At 74.2% G+C, this 18,262-nt stretch carries 15 protein-coding genes and 1 pseudogene; 11 read left to right on the top strand and 5 right to left on the bottom strand.

The window, feature by feature from the left end:
- Window positions 1–53: 53 nt before the first annotated feature.
- The 3 genes from OG335_RS01655 to OG335_RS01645 all read right to left on the bottom strand — a co-directional run bounded on the left by OG335_RS01655 (window position 54) and on the right by OG335_RS01645 (window position 2,048).
- Complete coding sequence (locus OG335_RS01655) at window positions 54–269, bottom strand: heavy-metal-associated domain-containing protein (RefSeq protein ID WP_405009142.1); 216 nt, start codon at window positions 267–269, stop codon at window positions 54–56.
- Between the two features lie 177 nt (window positions 270–446).
- Complete coding sequence (locus OG335_RS01650; protein ID WP_405015281.1) at window positions 447–1,115, bottom strand: sigma-70 family RNA polymerase sigma factor; 669 nt, start codon at window positions 1,113–1,115, stop codon at window positions 447–449.
- 135 nt (window positions 1,116–1,250) lie between these two features.
- The gene (locus OG335_RS01645; RefSeq protein WP_405009141.1) at window positions 1,251–2,048 is read right to left on the bottom strand and encodes a hypothetical protein; all 798 of its coding nucleotides are present in this window, start codon (window positions 2,046–2,048) and stop codon (window positions 1,251–1,253) included.
- Window positions 2,049–2,490: 442 nt separating this feature from the next.
- On the opposite strand from OG335_RS01645, the gene OG335_RS01640 reads away from it, so the two are divergent.
- Window positions 2,491–4,038, top strand: coding sequence for a DUF1214 domain-containing protein (locus OG335_RS01640; protein WP_405009140.1), 1,548 nt, complete (start codon window positions 2,491–2,493; stop codon window positions 4,036–4,038).
- Window positions 4,039–4,127: 89 nt separating this feature from the next.
- On the opposite strand, the gene OG335_RS01635 is transcribed toward OG335_RS01640, so the two are convergent.
- Complete coding sequence (locus OG335_RS01635) at window positions 4,128–4,502, bottom strand: VOC family protein (protein ID WP_405009139.1); 375 nt, start codon at window positions 4,500–4,502, stop codon at window positions 4,128–4,130.
- A gap of 624 nt (window positions 4,503–5,126) precedes the next feature.
- Here OG335_RS01635 and OG335_RS01630 point away from each other — a divergent pair.
- A complete protein-coding gene (locus OG335_RS01630) occupies window positions 5,127–6,704 on the top strand; it encodes a carbohydrate-binding protein (RefSeq protein WP_405009138.1) in 1,578 nt (525 codons plus the stop codon).
- A 176-nt stretch (window positions 6,705–6,880) separates the two neighbouring features.
- Here OG335_RS01630 and OG335_RS01625 read toward each other — a convergent pair whose 3' ends face one another.
- Complete coding sequence (locus OG335_RS01625) at window positions 6,881–7,510, bottom strand: TetR/AcrR family transcriptional regulator (RefSeq protein WP_405009137.1); 630 nt, start codon at window positions 7,508–7,510, stop codon at window positions 6,881–6,883.
- A gap of 63 nt (window positions 7,511–7,573) precedes the next feature.
- Here OG335_RS01625 and OG335_RS01620 point away from each other — a divergent pair, with 63 nt between their 5' ends.
- The 9 genes and pseudogenes from OG335_RS01620 (at window position 7,574) to OG335_RS01580 (ending at window position 18,212) form a co-directional block, all read left to right on the top strand.
- Window positions 7,574–8,164: a peroxiredoxin-like family protein gene (locus tag OG335_RS01620; RefSeq protein WP_405009136.1), complete on the top strand. Its 591-nt coding sequence runs from the start codon at window positions 7,574–7,576 to the stop codon at window positions 8,162–8,164.
- Window positions 8,165–8,311: 147 nt separating this feature from the next.
- Entirely contained in the window at window positions 8,312–8,908 is a 597-nt protein-coding gene (locus OG335_RS01615) for a TetR/AcrR family transcriptional regulator (protein WP_405009135.1), read from the top strand.
- Between the two features lie 121 nt (window positions 8,909–9,029).
- Window positions 9,030–9,953 (top strand): TauD/TfdA dioxygenase family protein, encoded by a 924-nt coding sequence (locus OG335_RS01610; RefSeq protein ID WP_405009134.1) that lies wholly within the window; start codon window positions 9,030–9,032, stop codon window positions 9,951–9,953.
- Window positions 9,954–10,115: 162 nt separating this feature from the next.
- Window positions 10,116–11,438, top strand: coding sequence for an MFS transporter (locus OG335_RS01605; RefSeq protein WP_405009133.1), 1,323 nt, complete (start codon window positions 10,116–10,118; stop codon window positions 11,436–11,438).
- A 53-nt stretch (window positions 11,439–11,491) separates the two neighbouring features.
- Entirely contained in the window at window positions 11,492–13,201 is a 1,710-nt protein-coding gene (locus tag OG335_RS01600; RefSeq protein ID WP_405009132.1) for an aldehyde dehydrogenase family protein, read from the top strand.
- A 155-nt stretch (window positions 13,202–13,356) separates the two neighbouring features.
- A pseudogene (locus OG335_RS01595) lies at window positions 13,357–13,707 on the top strand (AMP-binding enzyme); the annotation flags it as partial.
- Window positions 13,708–13,810: 103 nt separating this feature from the next.
- On the top strand, window positions 13,811–15,634 hold the full coding sequence (locus tag OG335_RS01590; protein ID WP_405009131.1) for a glycoside hydrolase family 15 protein: 1,824 nt from the start codon (window positions 13,811–13,813) through the stop codon (window positions 15,632–15,634).
- Between the two features lie 61 nt (window positions 15,635–15,695).
- The gene (locus OG335_RS01585) at window positions 15,696–16,586 is read left to right on the top strand and encodes a cyclase family protein (protein ID WP_405015280.1); all 891 of its coding nucleotides are present in this window, start codon (window positions 15,696–15,698) and stop codon (window positions 16,584–16,586) included.
- Window positions 16,587–16,631: 45 nt separating this feature from the next.
- On the top strand, window positions 16,632–18,212 hold the full coding sequence (locus OG335_RS01580) for a GMC oxidoreductase (protein WP_405009130.1): 1,581 nt from the start codon (window positions 16,632–16,634) through the stop codon (window positions 18,210–18,212).
- Window positions 18,213–18,262: the final 50 nt, after the last annotated feature.

Raw genomic sequence — 18,262 nt, 5'->3', positions numbered from 1 at the left:
GGGTGGGCTGCCCGGCACACCGGGCAGCCCACCCCCACGCGCCCCCGGACGGGTCAGACCCGGCCGACCAGCGTGAAGCCGGCCCCGTCCACGGCACTGCGGACGACCGTGTCGTCGAGCGCCCGCTCGGAGACGACGGTGACCCGGCCGGCCTTCGCCCTGGCCGCCACCTCGGTCACGCCGTCGATGGCCGCCAGCTCCGTGCTGACGGTCCTCTCGCAGTGGCCGCAGCTCATGCCTTCGACGGTGAAGACGGCGGTGACGGACATGGGATACCTCCGGGGACGGGACGGGACGGGACGGGATCGGGCCGGGATCGGGCCGGGTCGGGACGCGACGGCACGGGACCGCTGCCGACGACGACAAGGACAACGACAGCGCACCGCCCCGAGGCGGCCACGCGGACACGCCGTCCTGTGCCCCCATCGGGTGGACCGGGGAACCGATCAGGCCGCGCAGCCGACCAGCGGAACCACCACCGGTACCGCGACGGGCTGAGCCGCTGCTGCTGCCGCCGCCGGGTGCCGTTCGGCGTCGGCGAGCAGCCGGACCAGCGTGGTGCGGGCCCGCGACACCCGCGAGCGCACCGTGCCGATCGGGCACCCGGCCGCCTCCGCGGCCTGCTCGTACGGCAGGCCGAGGACGGCCGTCAGCACGAAGGCGTCACGCCGTTCGGCGGGCAGTGACGCCAGCAGTTCGGCCAGTGCCACGCCCTCCTCGAAGCCGGGCGCCCCGCAGTACTGCGCCCGCTCCGCGGCCGCCTGCCAGTCGTCGGTGTCCAGCAGCCGCGGCCGGGCCGCCGCGAACCGGAAGCGGTCGGCGACCGTGCGGCGCGCGATCGACAGCAGCCAGGTCCGGGCGGAGGAACGGCCCTCGAAGCGCGGCAGGCCGCGCAGGGCGCGCAGGTAGGTGTCCTGGGTGAGGTCGTCGGCGGCCTGCGGGTCGCCGCTCAGGTAGGCCACGTAACGCCACACGTCGGGGCGGGTGGCGCGGACGAACCGCTCGACCGCGGCCTGGTCGCCGGTGCGGGCGGCCAGCGCCCACTCGGTGACGGCCGCGTCCTCGTGCGGGGAACGACATCGCGGGGCGCGCGGGTGCGGCAGGGCAGGAGTCATCGCCATGGGTCCTTCTCGGAGAGCGGGGAGGCGGCCTACGGGCCGCAGGACGGGGCCAGGGCACGCGCGGGTGCCGCCGTACCCGGCGGGGGCACGGCGTCGACGCGGCGCGGACCTGGGAGCGGCACGCCGTCCTCAGACGGCGGCGGCCCCGGCCGGTGGACCCCGGGAGGTGAGGGCATGAACGAGCAGCAGCTGCCGCAGCGACCGGGCGGGGACGGCACGGGCGGGCCGCGGCGGCGGCCGGTGCGGCGGGCGGACGAGCCCCACGAGGAGGAGCAGCGGGGCGAACAGCAGGGCGGCCGCGGTGCGGCCGAGCCGGAACACCGCCCGCTCGCCGGCCGCCAGCCACAGGCCGACCAGCAGCGCGGCCAGCAGGTGCGCGGCGAGCATGCCGGCGGTCCCGCCGGGGAGGTGCGCGGGCATGGCGGTTGCGGCGGCGGCCTGGTGCGCGGCGTGGGCGCCCATGTCCATCCCCGGCATGTCGGCGGCCATGCCCGCCATGTGCCCCATGCCCGCCGTGCCCGTCACGTCGGCCAGGTCGACCGCGACGACGGACAGGCCGTCGCCGGAGGTCCCGGCCCCGAGCCCGGCCGCCTCGGCGAGCCGGGCCGCTTCCGCCGGGGTCACCTCGTCGGGACCGCAGAGCAGTGCCGCCCACCGTGTCGCGGTGCCGCCGTCCGCGGGCCGCCGCGCGGCGGCCTGGCCCAGGGTGAAGACGAGGTGCAGTGCGGCCTGGACGCCCACGGTGAGGCCGGTCACCAGCACGGGGCCGCGCTCGCGGTCCGCGGGTACCCAGCCGATGCCCCAGGCGGCGGCGAAGGCGGCCGCCAGGGCCCACCACGGCACGTGCGTACCGGACATCAGGACGTGCCCGAGGGATGCGAGCAGCACGCAGACGGCCGCGAACACCGCGGCCCGTCCTGTACGCACTCCCCGTCCCAGTCGCATGGCGGCCCCATCGTCGCACCTGCCGACGGTCCGCCACATACCGCCGCTCGCGCCGATCACGGGCATCGACAGGTCCGATCATCAGGTCGCGCACGCCACCGCGGGCGGACCGCCGCCGGGCACAGCCCCACCGCCGCCCGGCGCAGCCCCACCGCCACGACGGCACCGCCACGACGGTCCGGTGCCGGGCGTCGCCGCGGCTCCGGTCGGTGCCCGGTCGGTGCCCGGTCGGGCCGACCCGCACGGCGGTGACGCCGCTGATGCGGCGGGCGCCCGCAGCGGTCCGCGGGAACCACGAGCCGGGGGCCGGTGCCGTCGAGCGGGGTGCCGTCGACGCCGGTGGCGAGGAGCATCTGCCGGCCTCCGAAGCCCGTGCCGCCTGCGGCCGGATGCGTGAGCCGGGGGCCGCGCGCAGCATGGGGGGATGAGCGACTTCGCACCCGTGCCGCCGTCGGTGACGACGGCCGACGTGGTGGCCACCCGCATCGGCGTGCTGAGGTTCGCCGACGGCGTCCCGGACGCGGACACCGCCGAGAAGGTGTACGACCACCTGGATCTGGTGCACGGGGTCAACGCCTACCTGGCCGGGCTGCCGGGCGTGTCGGCCCGGGCGGTCCGCCGGGGCCTCCAGCAGGCCGGGGTCGCGGACAGCCAGGTGCTGCTGTTCTCGGGGCTGATGGACAGTGCCTCGCTGTGCCTCACCGGCAGTGCCGACACCGTGGACTTCCTGAGCGTCCTCGACCTGACCGGGGGGCCCGTCGCGCTGCAGGTCCCGCCGGGGTGCCTGGGCGCGGTCGAGGACATGTGGTTCCGGTGGATCACCGACATCGGCGTGCCCGGCCCCGACCGCGGCCTCGGCGGCACGTACGTGTTCCTGCCGCCCGGCCACGACGGGCCGGAGCCGGAGGGCGGCGGCCTGTTCGTGCACCGCTGCCGCACCTGGCAGGCCGTCGTGCTGGGCCGGGCGTTCCTGGAGGACGGCGACCCCGCTCCGGCGGCCGCCCGGATCGAGCAGTCGCTGCGCATCCACCCGTGGACGCCGGGCGGTCGCGGCAGCGGCACCGGCGCCTTCCGGCCCGGCCGGGAGCCGCCCGACCGGTCGGACCCGCCGGTGTTCACCGAGGGCACCGGGCTGGCGGTGAACACCCTGCCCCCGAACGACCGCTCGTTCTACGAGCTGCTCGACACCCTGGTCCAGGAGCAGCCGGCCGGGTCCGGCGATCCGGAGGCCTGCGGGGCCCTCCGAGCCATCGGCATCGCCAAGGGGCAGGTGTTCAGGCCCGGTTCACGGCTGCGGGCGGTCCTGGACGAGGCCGTCGCGCTGGGCGACGCGACCGCCCGCACGCTGGGTCTGCGCGCCCGCGACCGGGACGGCTTCGCCTACTACGGCAGCGGCTCGGCCTGGTCCGACCCGCTGTGCGTCGGTGGCCACGACTGGACGCTGCCCCCGCCCGGACCGGTCGTCGAGGGCGGCCCCGGACCGCACCCGCCGGCCTCCGGTCGTGCGCTGAACTCCCGGACGGCCTTCCACTACGTGGCCACCGGCTGTTCGCCGTCGATGTGCACGCGCGAGACCGGTGTCGGCTCCCGGTCCCTCATGGTCGCCGCCGATGCGTACGGCCGTCCGTTCGACGGTGCCCGCCCCTACACGCTGACCCTGCCCGCGGGCATCCCGGCGGCCCGCCTCTGGTCCGTCACCGTGTACGACAGCCAGACCCGCTCCATGCTCCGGACGCCGCAGCGCTACCCCCGGGCGGGCAGCCAGTCCTGTCCCGGCCCGGCCGCCGCGCCGGACCCCGACGGCGCCACCACGCTCCACCTCGCGCCCGAACGCCCCGGGGCCGCCGCCGAGGGCACCTGGATCCGGACCGTGCCGGGCAGGGGCTGGTTCGCGGTCCTGCGCCTGTACGGCCCTCTGCAGCCGTTCTTCGACCGGACCTGGCGCCCCGGGGAGGTCCGGCCCGCCCCTTGACCTCCCCCGCCCCTTGACCTCCCCGGCGCCCCGGGGCCGGTACGCCCGGCCGGGCGCCGTGCGGGCCGCCCGGCCGGGTGCCGCCCCGGCTACAGGTAGGGGCGGGTGATGAGCTCGATCGCGTGACCCGAGGGGTCCTTGAAGTACACCCCCCGGCCGCCGTGCTCGGTGTTGGTCTCGCCCGCCCGGCGCATCTGCGGGTCCGCCCAGTGCTCGATCCCGCGCTCGCACAGGCGGCCGTACGCCCGGTCGAAGAGCTCGTCGTCGACGAGGAACGCGTAGTGCTGCATCTGGATGTCGACCGGCGGCTCGGCGAACTGGAGCAGGACGCCGTCGGCGAGCCGGATGTTGGTGAACGGGCCCCAGGACGGTGCGTCCGGGATCTCCAGCAGCTCCCGGAAGAACCGCGCCGACGCGTGGCGGTCCGTGGAGGCGACGATGGTGTGGTTGAACGTGGCTGTCATACGGGTGACCTCGGTGTTCGGCAGGGGACGTGGACGCGCGGTGCAGGTGCACCAGGAGGTCCGCGTGCCGAAGCGCGGGGGCGCCGTTCGCGCGCCCGTGGCGCGGTCAGCCGTCTACCGGATCGCCGATCCGTGTGTGGCGTGTCGCCGGTCCGGTATTCACGTCGGGTGACGCTACCCCCTCGTGCCGGTGGCGACAATGCCGCGGTCCGGTCCGGCCGCGGTCCGGCCTGCCCGAACAGGCCGACGCGGCGGGCGAGTCCGGTGCGAGGCCGCGGACGGTTCACGGCAGGTCGCTGTTCATGTGTATGAACATCAATCAAGTACACGTCTATTGACGCGTCCACGGTACGCCTCTAGGGTCCGACGAAAGCGCTTTTCCGCCCGGATGCGGTGTCCGGCTGCACGGCCTGTTCATGTACTCGAACGCGCCCGTTCCCCCACCCCGGAGCGCGAGCCCGGCGTCGGCCCTGCCACGCCCGCTCCCCGCTGCGCCCGCTCCCCGCCGCCCGCGCGAACCCTCCCGCAGGCGGCGGAGGCGGACCGGACACCCACCGCGCGGTTCTCCACCGCTCGTTCCACCCCACCCCTGGTCAGGCGAACCAACCCCACCTGGAGACGAACGTGCACCTGAGAGCAGCCATCGCATCCGCCGGCCTCCTCGCCGGCGCCCTGGTCGCGGTGTCCGGCACGGCGCAGGCCGCGACCACCACCCGCTACGAGGCCGAGAGTTCCCCGGCCTCCTGCACCGGCACCGTCGACTCCGACTGGGCCGGCTACTCCGGAAGCGGCTTCTGCAACGGCACCAACGCGACCGGCGGCGTCCTGCAGTTCACCGTCAGCGCCCCCGCCGCGGGCACCGCGACGCTGACGGTCCGCTTCGCCAACGGCACCACCACCGCCCGGCCCGCAAGCCTCGCGGTGAACGGCGCGGCAGCCTCGACGGTGTCGTTCGAGAGCACCGCCGCATGGGGCACCTGGGTCACCAAGACCCTTACCGTGCCGGTGATCCCGGGCAGCAACACCATCCGCTTCACCCCGACCACCTCCGCCGGCCTGCCCAACATCGACTACCTCGACGCCGCGGTGCCGGACGCCACCACCACCCCGCCGTCCGGCACCGCGCTGTACGTGGCGCCCAACGGCACCGACGGCGCGGCCGGCACGCAGGCCGCCCCGACGACGCTCACCTCGGCGATCGGCCGCGTCGCGTCCGGCGGCACGATCTACCTGCGCGGCGGCACCTACAGCTACGCCCAGACGGTCACCATCCCGGTCGGCAGCAACGGCACGGCGAGTGCCCGCACGAACCTCTCCGCGTACCCGGGGGAGACCCCGGTGCTCAACTTCTCCGCCATGGCGGAGGATCCGGCCAACCGCGGGCTCGCCCTGAACGGCTCGTACTGGCACATCAAGGGCATCGTCGTCGAACGCGCCGGTGACAACGGGATCTTCGTCGGTGGCAGCAACAACGTCATCGAACGCACCGTGACCCGCTTCAACCGCGACTCGGGGCTGCAGATCTCGCGGATCGCCTCCACCACGCCCACCAGTCAGTGGCCGTCCAACAACCTCGTCCTGAGCTCGGAGTCGCACGACAACGCCGACTCCGACGGGGAGGACGCCGACGGCTTCGCGGCGAAGCTCACCGCGGGCACCGGCAACGTCTTCCGCTACACCGTCTCCCACAACAACATCGACGACGGCTGGGACCTCTACACCAAGACCGACACCGGACCCATCGGCCCGGTGACCATCGAGGACTCCCTGTCGTACGGCAACGGCACGCTCTCGAACGGCACCGTGAACTCCAACGGCGACCGCAACGGCTTCAAGCTCGGCGGCGACGACATCGCGGTCGACCACGTCGTCCGGCGCAGCATCGCCTACCGCAACGGCCACCACGGGTTCACCTACAACAGCAACCCGGGCACGATCGCGATGTCGAACAACGTCGGCATCGACAACGCCGAGCGCAACTTCTCGTTCGACAAGGGCACCTCGGTGTACCGCAGCAACACCTCGTGCCGCAGCGGCAGCGGGTCGAACGACAAGACCGTCGGCGACGCCGACGGCTCCAACCAGTTCTGGACCGGCACCAACGGTTCGCGCTGCTCCGCCTACACCGGCGCCATGGCGTGGTCGTTCGCCTCGGACGGCCGCCTCGTCGTGACCTTCGGCGGCAGCCCGGTCACGCCGTAACGCGCTCCGTCCCCCCCGCAGGTCGCCCCGGTGCCCATCACGGGGCGCCAGGCCTCCGGGCCCGGCGCGACCGCTGCCCTCGCCGATCCGACGGGATCGGACGGCGAGGTCGGCGGCGCCGGGCCCGGAGTGCTGTCCGGCCGCCGCCGAGGACGTTCCGGCGGGCCCCGCGGGTCTCAGGTGATGCCGAGGCCGCGCAGCACGGCCTCCGCACCGGCGAGGAACTCGGCGCCGGGGTCGGCCTGTTGCTGCTCGGCGAGCGAGGACGTCAGCAGCGGGAAGGCGTCGGGCGCGGCCAGGGCGGCGTGGCCGGCGGCCCCGCCGGGCGCGAGGCCCTGGTGTTCGAGTTCCAGTGCGCCGATCAGGTAGGAGGTCAGCGCCTGGAGCGCGCGTCGGCGGCCGGGGCCGTCGAGGCCCGCCCGGCCGAGGGCCTCCAGCACGTGTTCCGCCCAGCGCAGGGCGGGCAGGCAGCCCGTGTGGTGGCGGACGGCCAGCGGGAGGACCCCGGGATGGGCGCCCACGGCCTCGCGCATCAGTTCCATGAGCGCGATCAGCCGCTCGCGCGGCGGGGCCGGGTCGGGGGCGGGCGCCGTGCGGGGGCGGTCGAGGACGGTGCCGAGCGCGAGTTCCACCACGAGGCACTCGAGTTCCTCGCGGTCCTCCACGTAGCGGTAGAGCGCCATGGTGCGGCGGTCGAGTTCGGCGGCGACGGTGCGCATGGAGAGGGCCGCCAGGCCGTCACGGTCGATCACCGTGATGGCGGCGGTGGCGATCTGCCGGGTGGTCAGGGAGCGGGGTCGTGGCACGACTTGACAGCGTACGGGATACGCCTACAGTTTTAAGCGTACGGTCTACACCTAAGGAGTCCCGTGCCCCGCCTTCAGATCGGCACCACCGCCCCGAACCTCACGCCGACCGACGTGACCGGCGTGCCCGTACCGGTTCGATCCGCCGCCGGGCTCGTCCACCTGCAGTTCCGCAGGTTCGCCGGCTGCCCCGTCTGCAACCTCCACCTCCGCAGCTTCGCGCTGCGCCACGACGAGCTGCGCGCGGCCGGGGTGCTGGAGGCGGCCGTCTTCCACTCGCCCGCCGCCGAGCTGAGCCCGTACGCGGACGGCCTGCCCTTCCCGCTGGTCGCCGACCCCGGCAAGGACCTCTACCGCGCCTACGGCGTCGAACGCGGCGTCCGCGCCCTCCTCGACCCGCGGGTCTGGCCCACGGTCGTCCGGAGCCTGGTCAGGAGCTCAGGCCTCGTCCTCCGCGGACGCGAGCGGCCCCCCGCGGCCCGCCCCCTCGGCGGCCGGTTCGGTCTCCCCGCCGACTTCCTCGTCGGATCCGACGGCCGGATCCTGGCCGCCCACTACGGCGCGCACGCCTCCGACCACTGGACCGTCGACCAGGTCCTCGCACTGGCCGCGGAGCACCGCACCGCGCCCGTCGCCCGCCCGGCCGGCGCCTGAGCACGCCGCTCCCGTCGCTCTTCCGCCGCACGGCGCCGAGCGCGGCCCCGTGCCGGGGCCCGGATCCGCTGCGCCCCGTACGCCCCGGCCTGCGGCCGGCCGCCCCCTGCGTCGTCCGGGCGGCGGTGCAGCTCGTAGGGTCTGGGCATGGTCGACAAGCAGGGTCGGGGAGCGGTGCGGGGTCCGGGGCGTCCCCGTGAGGAGCGGGTCACCCGCGCGGCGCTGGACGCGGTCGTCGCGCTGGTCGCGGAGCAGGGGATGGGCGCGGTCACGATGGACGCCGTCGCCGAGCGGGCGGGGGTGAGCAAGCCGGCCATCTACCGGCGCTGGGCCGCCAAGCAGGAGCTGGTCATCGCCGCCGCCGAGGCGCGGATCGGCGAGCTGTCCGTCCCCGACCGGGGGGACTTCCGTGCGGAGCTGCACGAGCTGCTCACCGCGCGCATGGAGTCCTACCGGCAGCCCGGTGTCGACCGGCTGCTGGCCGGTGTCATCGGTGCGTCGGCCGAGGCGGGCGCCGACCGCGGCGCGTACGGCGCTTACCCGGCACGGGTCATGGGGGAGACCCGGCGCATCCTGGAGCGCGGGATCGAGCGCGGCGACGTGCGGGCGGACACCGATGTCCGGGCGGTGGTCACCCTGGTGGCCGCACCGATGCTGTTCCGCCTGCTGGTCGAGCTGGAGCGGCCGGACCGGCACCTGGTAGACGCGGTGGTCGAGCTGATCGCCCGCGCCGTGGCGGCGTAGCGCCGGTGCGCGGCCGGGGCCGTCCGGGCTCCTGGAACCGGTGTCCCGCAGACCCTTGCCGAGGCATGCCCCGATAACGATACTTCCGGTAACGAATTGCTGGTCGTCCCGGAGGTTCCCCATGGCAACATCTGCCGCCGCATCCGCGTCCATCCTGGCCAAGCCCCTGATCCACTTCGGGCGCCGCGTTCTGGACCGCACCGCTCCCGGAACCCCGGAAGCCACGTACCGGCTCCTGAACGTCACGCCGCTCACCCCCCACATCGGTGCGGAGATCTCCGGCGTCGACCTCGCCGACCCGATCGGCGGCGACCTCGCCGAGGAACTGCGCCAGGCCCTGCTGGAGTGGAAGGTGGTCTTCTTCCGCGACCAGCACGCCTTCGGCCCGGAGCACCACCTCGCCCTCGCCGCGGTCTGGGGGGAGCCGGAGGCCAACCCGTTCTTCCCCACGGGCGACACCGTCGGCGTCTCCCGCCTGGCCAAGGACGCCATGGCCGTCGGCAACGAGAACATCTGGCACAGCGACCACTCCTTCATGGCCGATCCCGCCCTCGGCTCCGTGCTGCGCGCCGTCGAGGTGCCTGAGGCGGGCGGCGACACCATGTGGGCGGACATGGGCGCCGCGTACGACAACCTCTCCGAGGCCCTGAAGGCCCGGATCGAGAACCTCACCGCAGTGCACGACTGGGTGCCCAGCTGGGGTTCGCTGATGACGGAGGAGCAGATCGCCCGGCTGCGCGAGCGGCTCCCCGCCGTGGAACACCCGGTCGTCGTCCGCCACCCGCGCACCGGGCGGAAGCTGCTGTACGTCAACGAGCCCTTCACCACCCGGATCACCGGCCTGTCCGACGCCGAGAGCCAGGAACTCCTCAACGAGCTCGTCCTCCAGGCCCGCATCCCCGAGTTCCAGGTGCGCTTCCACTGGCAGCCGGACTCCGTCGCGATCTGGGACAACATCGCCGTCCAGCACTACGCGATCAACGACTACTACCCCGCGCGCCGCGTCATGGAGCGCATCGCGATCGCCGGCGTCCCGCTCTCCTGAGCCCCGCGCGCCGCAGCCCCGCCGATCCGCCCGGAGCGCTCGCAGCCGCCCGGCTCGCCGTGCCGACCGGTCCGCCGTACCTGTCCGACGGACCCGCCCGGGCTGCGGTGCCCGCGCCCTCCCGCGTTCCCCCCTGCCAGCACCTCTCCCGGAGGAACCCCCATGACCGCCGCCCACACCCCGGCGAGACCGGGCGCCGAAGCCCCGCCGGCAGAGCGCCCCTCCGGCGCCCGCGCCTGGACGGTCACCGCCCTGCTCGTGGTCTTCATGATGGTCAACTTCGCCGACAAGTCCGTCCTCGGCCTCGCGGCCGACGAGATCCGCGCCGACATGGGCCTGTCCGCGACCGACTTCGGACTCGCCAACAGCGCCTTCTTCCTGCTGTTCTCCGTCGCCGCCGTCGTGGTGGGGCTGCTCGCCGACCGTGTGCGGCCGAAGTGGCTGCTGCTGGGCATGGCCGTGCTCTGGTCGGTCGCGCAGGTGCCGGCCGCCATCGGCGGCGGCCTGGCCGTCCTGATCGGCTCGCGCGTCCTGCTGGGCGCGGCGGAGGGGCCCGCCTTCCCCGTCGCCCAGAAGGCCACGCTGGCGTGGTTCCCCGACCACAGGCGCAACCTGCCCGGTGCGCTGATCACCCTCGGTGTGACCCTGGGAGTGATCACCGCGGCCCCCGGGCTGACCTGGGTCATCCACGAGCACGGCTGGCGGGCGGCGCTCTGGGTGGTCGCGGCGATCGGCGCGGTGTGGGCCGCGGTGTGGGCCGTGTGGGGCGCCGACGGCGGGCACCGCACCGACGACGAGGAGGACGGGCCCGCCGGGAGAGCCCCCGCCTGGGCGGTGCCCGCCACTGCGGACCGCGCCACGTACCGGAGGATCCTCGGCACCCGCACCTGGATCGGCGCCACCGTCGCCTACTTCACCACCTACTGGTGCGTGGCGCTGTCGCTCGTGTGGCTGCCCTCCTACCTGCGCAACGGCCTCGGCCACTCCTCCGGGACCGCGGGCCGGCTGATCGTCCTGCCCTGGCTGCTGGGCGCGGTCGCGCTGCTGGGCCAGGCGTGGCTCACCGGCCGGCTGATGCGCCGCGGGGTCCCCAGCCGCAAGGCCCGCGGCTGGGTCGGCGGCAGCCTGCTGCTCGTTGCCGCGGCCGCCTGCCTCGCCCTGCCGCTGGTGGACGGCACCGCGGCGAAGACCGTCCTGGTGGCCGTCGGCTTCGGCCTGGGCGGATCCTTCGCGACCGTCGCGGTCACCACCGTCGCGGAACTGGCCCCGGCCGCACGGCGCGGCGGTGCCCTGGGCTGGATGAACGCCGCCGTCACCACCGCCGGCCTGATCGCCCCGGCCGTCGTCGGACGCCTCGTCGACGGCCAGGGCACGGCGGGCTACCAGAGCGCCGCGCTGCTCTCGGGCGTGCTGCTGACGGTGGGAGCGCTGTCCGCCTTCACCCTGATCGACCCGGCCCGCGACATCCCGCGCCTGCGCGCCTGACCGGTGCCCGCCGCCCCGCCCTCCCGCACCCCCGCCGCCCCGAGGAGCACTCCGTGACCACCCCGGTCGTCGACACCGCCCTGCTGGACCGAGCCGTCGCCGAGCTCCGCGCAGGCGCCCCATCGTGGTCCGCCACCCCGCTCGCCGAACGCATCGCGCTGCTGGAGCGCATGATGCCGCGCATCGCCGACGGTGCGGCGGAGATGGCCGCGGCCGGTGCGCACGCCAAGGGCTACGGCCCCCGCTCCCCGTGGGCGGCGGAAGACTGGATCGGCGCACCCTGGGCACTCGCCCAGAACGTCGGCGCCCACCTGCACGTCCTGCGTCGCCTCGCCGCCGGGCGCGAACCGCTCGACCCCCGCGCCGTCCACGTGCGCGACGGTCGCACCGTGGTCGACGTCTTCCCCGCCACCGGCTGGGACGCCCTGCTGCTCAACGGGTTCACCGCCGAGGTGCGGATGCGCGTCGGCACCACCGCCCGGCAGGTACGGGACCGCGCCGCCGGCCCGTACCGCGGGCGGCCGACGGGCCCGGCCGTCGCCCTCGTGCTCGGCGCCGGCAACGTCGCGGCCATCACCGCCCTCGACGTCCTCCACAAGCTCTACGCCGAGGGCCAGGTCGTCGTCGCCAAGATGAACCCGCTCAACGCCTACCTGCGCCCGCACTTCGAACGGGTCTTCGCCGAGTTCACCGAGCGCGGCTGGGTGCGGTTCGTCGACGGCGGCGCCGCCGAGGGCGCCCACCTCGCCGCCCACCCCGGCGTGGACGCCATCCACGTCACCGGCAGCGAGCGCACCCACGACGCCATCGTCTGGGGCACCGACGAGCAGGCCGAGCGGCGTCGCCGCGACGACACCCCACTGACCGACAAACCGTTCAGCAGCGAACTCGGCGGCGTCAGCCCGTACATCGTGACGCCCGGGCCGTGGTCCGACGCGGACTTCCGCTTCCAGGCCGAGCACATCGTGACCAGCAAGATGAACAACTCCGGCCACAACTGCATCGCGAGCCAGATCCTGCTGGTGCCCCGGGCCTGGAACGGCACCGAGCGGCTGCTGGCGGAGATCCGGACGGTGCTGCGCGCACTGCCGCCCCGCTCCGACTACTACGCGGGCGCCGCACAGCGACTCGCCGCCGTCCGCAGGGCCCACCCGCAGGCCGAGTCCCACGCCGACGGCGGCTGCCGCCTCCTGGTGCCCGACATCACCGGCCACGACGACATGCTGATCACCGGCGAGGTCTTCGCCAGCGCCCTCGGCGTGGTGCGGCTGCCCGGCGACACCCCGGTCGAATTCCTGCGCCAAGCCGTCGACTTCGCCAACGACCGGCTGCCGGGCACCCTCGGCGCGACCCTCCTCGTCCACCCCCGGACGGAGAAGGAGCACCGCGCCGCGGTGGAGGCCGCCGTCGCCGACCTGCGCTACGGCACCCTCGGCGTCAACTGCTGGTCCGGCGTGGGCTTCCTCCTCGGCTACACCCCCTGGGGGGCCCACCCGGGCCACACCCGGCAGGACATCGGCAGCGGCATCGGCTTCGTGCACAACGCGTTCATGCTGGAGGACGTCGAGAAGACCGTCCTGCGCGCGCCCTTCGCCCCCGCCCCGCGCGGCCTGTTCACCGGTTCCCCGTCGCTCTCCCCCCGCCCGCCGTTCTTCGTCACCAACCGCACCGCGCGGACCACCGTCGAACGCGTCACCCGCTTCACCGCCGCGCCGGGCCTGTCGAAACTGCCCGCCGTCCTCGTCTCCGCGCTGCGCGGCTGACCCCGCCGTCCCGTCCCGAACCGCCCACCCGCGGCCCGCCACCCGAAACGAGACCCGCGGTGAACCTCGCCGACCTCCTCCGCCGTGCCGCCGACACCCACGGCCACCGCACCGCCCTCGACCTCGCCGACCGCTCCCTGACCTGCGCCGAGTTCGAGGACGGCTACTGCATCGTCGGCCGCAAGAAGGACCTGATCATCCGCGGCGGCTTCAACGTCTACCCGCGCGAGATCGAGGAGGTCCTGCACGAGCACCCGGCCGTCGCCGGGGCCGCGGTCGTCGGCGTCCCCCATCCGGCCCTCGGCGAGGAGGTCGCCGCGGCGGTCGCCCTCCGCCCCGGCGCCGACGCCACGGCGGACGACCTGCGGGAGTTCGTCCGGGCCCGTGTCGCCCCCTACAAGTACCCGCGCGACGTCCGGATCGTCGACGCGCTGCCCAAGGGCGCCACGGGCAAGATCCTCAAGCGGGCGATCGTCCTCCGGGCCTCCGGGGGCGATGGCAGCTGACGGCTGCCGGGGGCCGCCGCCGGGGCGCCCGGCCCCGACAGGCGCCCTCCCGTGGCCTGTCGGATAGTGGACGGCGTCGGAACCCTCGTGGGATTGGACGCACATGGACCGCTATCCCCCCATCGCCGACCACGGCCTGGTGGGCGACCTCCAGACCGCCGCCCTGGTGTCCTCCCAGGGCGTGGTGAACTGGTTCTGTTCGCCGAGGTTCGACTCGCCGAGCGTGTTCGCCTCGCTGCTCGACCACGACCGGGGCGGGTACTTCAGGCTGGCGCCCGAACACTCGGACGTGTCGTGCAAGCAGCTCTACTATCCGGACACCGGCGTGCTGGTGACCCGGTTCATGTCGCCGGACGGCGTCGGCGAGGTCGTCGACTGGATGCCGGCGAACACCAGCCGGACCCCGACCGACCGCCACAGCCTGATGCGGGTGATCCGGGCGGTGCGCGGCACCGTGCGCTTCGTGCTGGAGTGCAGGCCCCGCTTCGACTACGGGCGGGCCGGCCACGAGCTGGAGCTGCACCCCCAGGACGCCGTCTTCCGCGCTCCCGGCATCACCGGGCACCTGCAGGCCAGCTTCCCGCTGGAGCGCGACGGGGACGACGTCCGCGGCGCGGTCACCCTCGGCATCGGGGAGTCCGCCGCCGCCGTGTTCACCACGTGCGCCGCCGACGGAGAGGCACCGCCTCCGTTCACCGTCGAGGGCATCACCGACGGGCTGTGGGCGGAGGTCGACTTCTGGCAGAAGTGGCTGCACACGTCCCGCTACCGGGGCCGCTGGGGCGAGATGGTGAACCGCTCGGCCATCACGCTCAAGCTGCTCACCTACCACCCCTCCGGTGCCCCCGTCGCCGCCGCCACCATGGGCCTGCCCGAGCAGGTCGGGGGCGAGCGCAACTGGGACTACCGCTACTCGTGGGTCCGGGACGGCTCGCTCTCGGTGCGAGCCCTGCTCGACCTGGGGTTCGTTGAGGAGGCGACCGCGTTCACGAAGTGGCTGGGCGACCGGATGCACGACCGGGCCGACCTGCCCGGCGAGCGGCTGCAGATCATGTACCGGGTCGACGGCGACCCGCACCTGACCGAGGAGATCCTGGAGCACTGGGAGGGCTACCGGGGATCGCGTCCGGTACGGGCGGGCAACGCCGCCGCCGACCAGCTGCAGCTCGACATCTACGGCGAGGCCCTCTACGCGATGGCCGAGGGACTGGACGTCGGTACGGAGCTGGGCTACCACGGATGGAAGGGCCTCGCACGGACCCTGGACTGGCTCTCCGACAACTGGGACCGCCCGGACGAGGGCATCTGGGAGACCCGCGGCGGGCGCAACGACTTCACCTACAGCCGGGTGATGTGCTGGGTGGCGTTCGACCGGGGGATGCGCCTGGCGACCGAGCTCAGCCGGCCCGCCGACATCCCGCGCTGGCGCAACGCCCGGGACGCCATCCTCGAACAGGTGATGGACAAGGGCTGGAGCAAGTCCGAGCAGGCCCTGGTGCAGCACTACGGCGGCGACGTCCTGGACGCCTCCCTGCTGCTGATCCCGCGGGTCGGCTTCCTCGCGGCGAAGAGCCCGGGCTGGCTCTCCACGCTGGACGCGATGGAGCGCAAGCTCGTCTCGGACAGCCTCGTCTACCGTTACGACCCGGCCGCGTCGCCGGACGGCCTGCGCGGCTCCGAGGGGACGTTCAGCCTCTGCACGTACCTCTACGTCGACGCGCTGGCCCGGGCCGGGCGGGTCCGTCCGGCGCGCTACACCTTCGAGAAGATGCACACCTACGCCAACCACGTCGGTCTCTTCGCCGAGGAGATCGGCCCGAGCGGCGAGCAACTCGGCAACTTCCCGCAGGCGTTCACCCACATGTCGCTCATCATGGCGGCATCCACCCTGGACGAGGCCCTTGACCGGCAGCGGCAACGGGACTGAGCCGGGCCCGCTCGCGCCGGGCCCCGGCGGCCGCCCCCAGAGCCGGGCCGCGTTCGACGAACTGTACGCGCGCCTCAGGGAGTCGGCGGCCGGTGCACGGCCCGGCGGACGCGGAGCACTGGCCGCCGTCACACCCGCGAGGGTCCGCGCCGCGGCGGCGGAGGTCCGCTCCGGCCGGACCGTCACCCTCGCCGCACCGGTCGAGACCCGCGCCGCCCCCGACAACCCGCACCCGGCCGGCCACCGGCTCACCAGCCCCCCGGAGGCCGAGGCCCCGGACACCGGACTCCACTTCGCCACCGACCACTTCTCCATGCACGTCCACGGCGACGCGGACAGCCACCTCGACGCCCTGTGCCACGTGGTCTACGACGGCACCCTGCACGGCGGCGTCCCGGCGGACACCGTGACCGCGGAGGGCGCCACCGCCCTGTCCGTCGAGCTCGTGCGGAACGGCATCGTCGGCCGGGGCGTCCTGCTCGACATCCCGCGGCTGCGGGGCGTGCCGTGGCTGGAGCCGGGCGACCACGTGACCGCCGACGACCTCAGGGCCGCCGAGGCCGCGCAGCGCGTACGGGTCGGGGCGGGGGACATCCTCCTCGTCCGCGTCGGCCACCGCCGCAGGCGCGAGGAGTCGGGGCCCTGGGACGCCGCACACAGCAGGGCCGGACTGCACCCCGCTGCGGTGGAGTTCCTGGCCGAACGCCGGGTCTCCGCACTGGGCAGCGACGGCAACAACGACACGGCCCCCAGCCTCACCGAGGGCGTGGACTTCCCCGTGCACGTCCTGGGCATCCACGCCCTCGGGCTCCACTTCATGGACTACCTGCAGTTCGAGGACCTGGTGCCGCTCTGCGAGGAGGAGGGCCGCTGGTCGTTCCTCTGCGTGGTCGCGCCCCTGCGGCTCCCCGAGGCCACCGGTTCCCCCGTCAACCCCATCGCCATCCTCTGACCCCCGCCGCTCCGCACGGCACCGACCCACGATCCGAGGCGACCCATGGCAGGCACCGAGCACTACGACGTCATCGTCATCGGCACCGGAGCGGGCGGCGGCACCCTCGCCCACCGCCTCGCCCCCACCGGCAAGCGCGTCCTCATCCTGGAGCGTGGCGGCTACCTGCCGCGCGAACGGGACAACTGGGAGTCCACCGCGGTCTTCGTCAAGGGCAAGTACCGCGCCCCCGAGTTCTGGTACGACAAGCACGGCGACCGCTTCCCGCCCGAGGTCAACTACTACGTGGGCGGGAACACGAAGTTCTACGGCGCCGCACTGTTCCGGCTGCGCCCGGAGGACTTCGGCGAGTTGCGGCACCACGGCGGCATCTCCCCGGCCTGGCCGATCCGTTACGAGGACCTGGAGCCCTACTACACCCAGGCCGAGCACCTGTACCTGGTGCACGGCCACCACGGCGAGGACCCGGGGGAGGGCCCGGTCAGCGCCCAGTACGCGTACCCGCCGGTGCGGCACGAGCCGCGCATCCAGCAGCTCAGCGACGACCTGGAGAAGCAGGGCCTGCACCCCTTCCACCTGCCGATCGGCGTGAACCTCACCCAGGACGCGACGGGCGGCGCGGCCCACGGAAGCGTGTGCATCCGCTGCAACCGCGTCGACGGATTCCCGTGCCTGGTGCAGGGCAAGGCCGACGCCCAGGTCGTCTGCGTCGACCCGGCGCTGGAGCACGACAACGTCACGATGGTCACCGGCGCGAACGTCCGGAAGCTGGAGACGGACGCCGGCGGCCGCACGGTGACCGAGGTGGTCGCGGAACTGGAGGACGGCTCCACGGCCCGCTTCCGCGGCGACATCGTGGTGGTGGCCTGCGGCGCCGTCAACTCCGCCGCGCTGCTCCTGCGTTCGGCGAACGACCGGCACCCGGACGGGCTGGCCAACAGTTCCGGCGTGGTGGGACGCCACTACATGCGGCACAACAACCTCGCGCTGATGGCGGTGTCGAAGGAGCCCAACGACACGCAGTTCCAGAAGACCCTCGCGCTCAACGACTGGTATCTCGGCGCCGATGACTGGGAGTTCCCGCTGGGCGGCATCCAGATGCTCGGCAAGTCCGACTCCGACCAGATCCGCGGCGAGGCGCCCCGGTGGGCCGGACTCGCCTCACCGGACATGCCGTTCGAGGTGCTGGCCCACCACGCGGTGGACTTCTGGCTGTGCGGCGAGGACCTCCCGCACCCCGACAACCGCGTCACCCTCGACGCCGACGGCGCCATCCACCTCGCCCTCGACGAGAAGAACAACACCGAGGGGCTGAAGCGCCTGCAGCACAAGCTCCAGAAGATGCTGGGCCACCTGGGCATGCACCCGCACCACCTGCTGCCGCACAGCCTCTACCTGCACAAGGGGATGCCGATCGGCGCCACCGCCCACCAGGCCGGCACCGTGCGCTTCGGCACCGACCCGCGGACGTCGGCCCTCGACCCCGACTGCAGGGCCCACGACCTGGACAACCTCTACGTCGTCGACACGAGCTTCTTCCCGAGCATCGGCGCGGTGAACCCCTCGCTGACGGCCATCGCCAACGCCCTGCGGGTCGGCGACCGCATCGCGGAGCGCCTCGCCTGAGCCCGTCCGCCCGCTGCTCCGTCCGCCGTGCCGCCGCCGACAACGACCCG

The sequence above is a fragment of the Kitasatospora sp. NBC_01539 genome (assembly GCF_045040525.1).
Lineage (GTDB): Bacteria > Actinomycetota > Actinomycetes > Streptomycetales > Streptomycetaceae > Kitasatospora.
The sequence above is the reverse complement of the archived record's forward strand: the minus strand, read 5'-3'. Positions and strand labels throughout refer to the sequence as shown.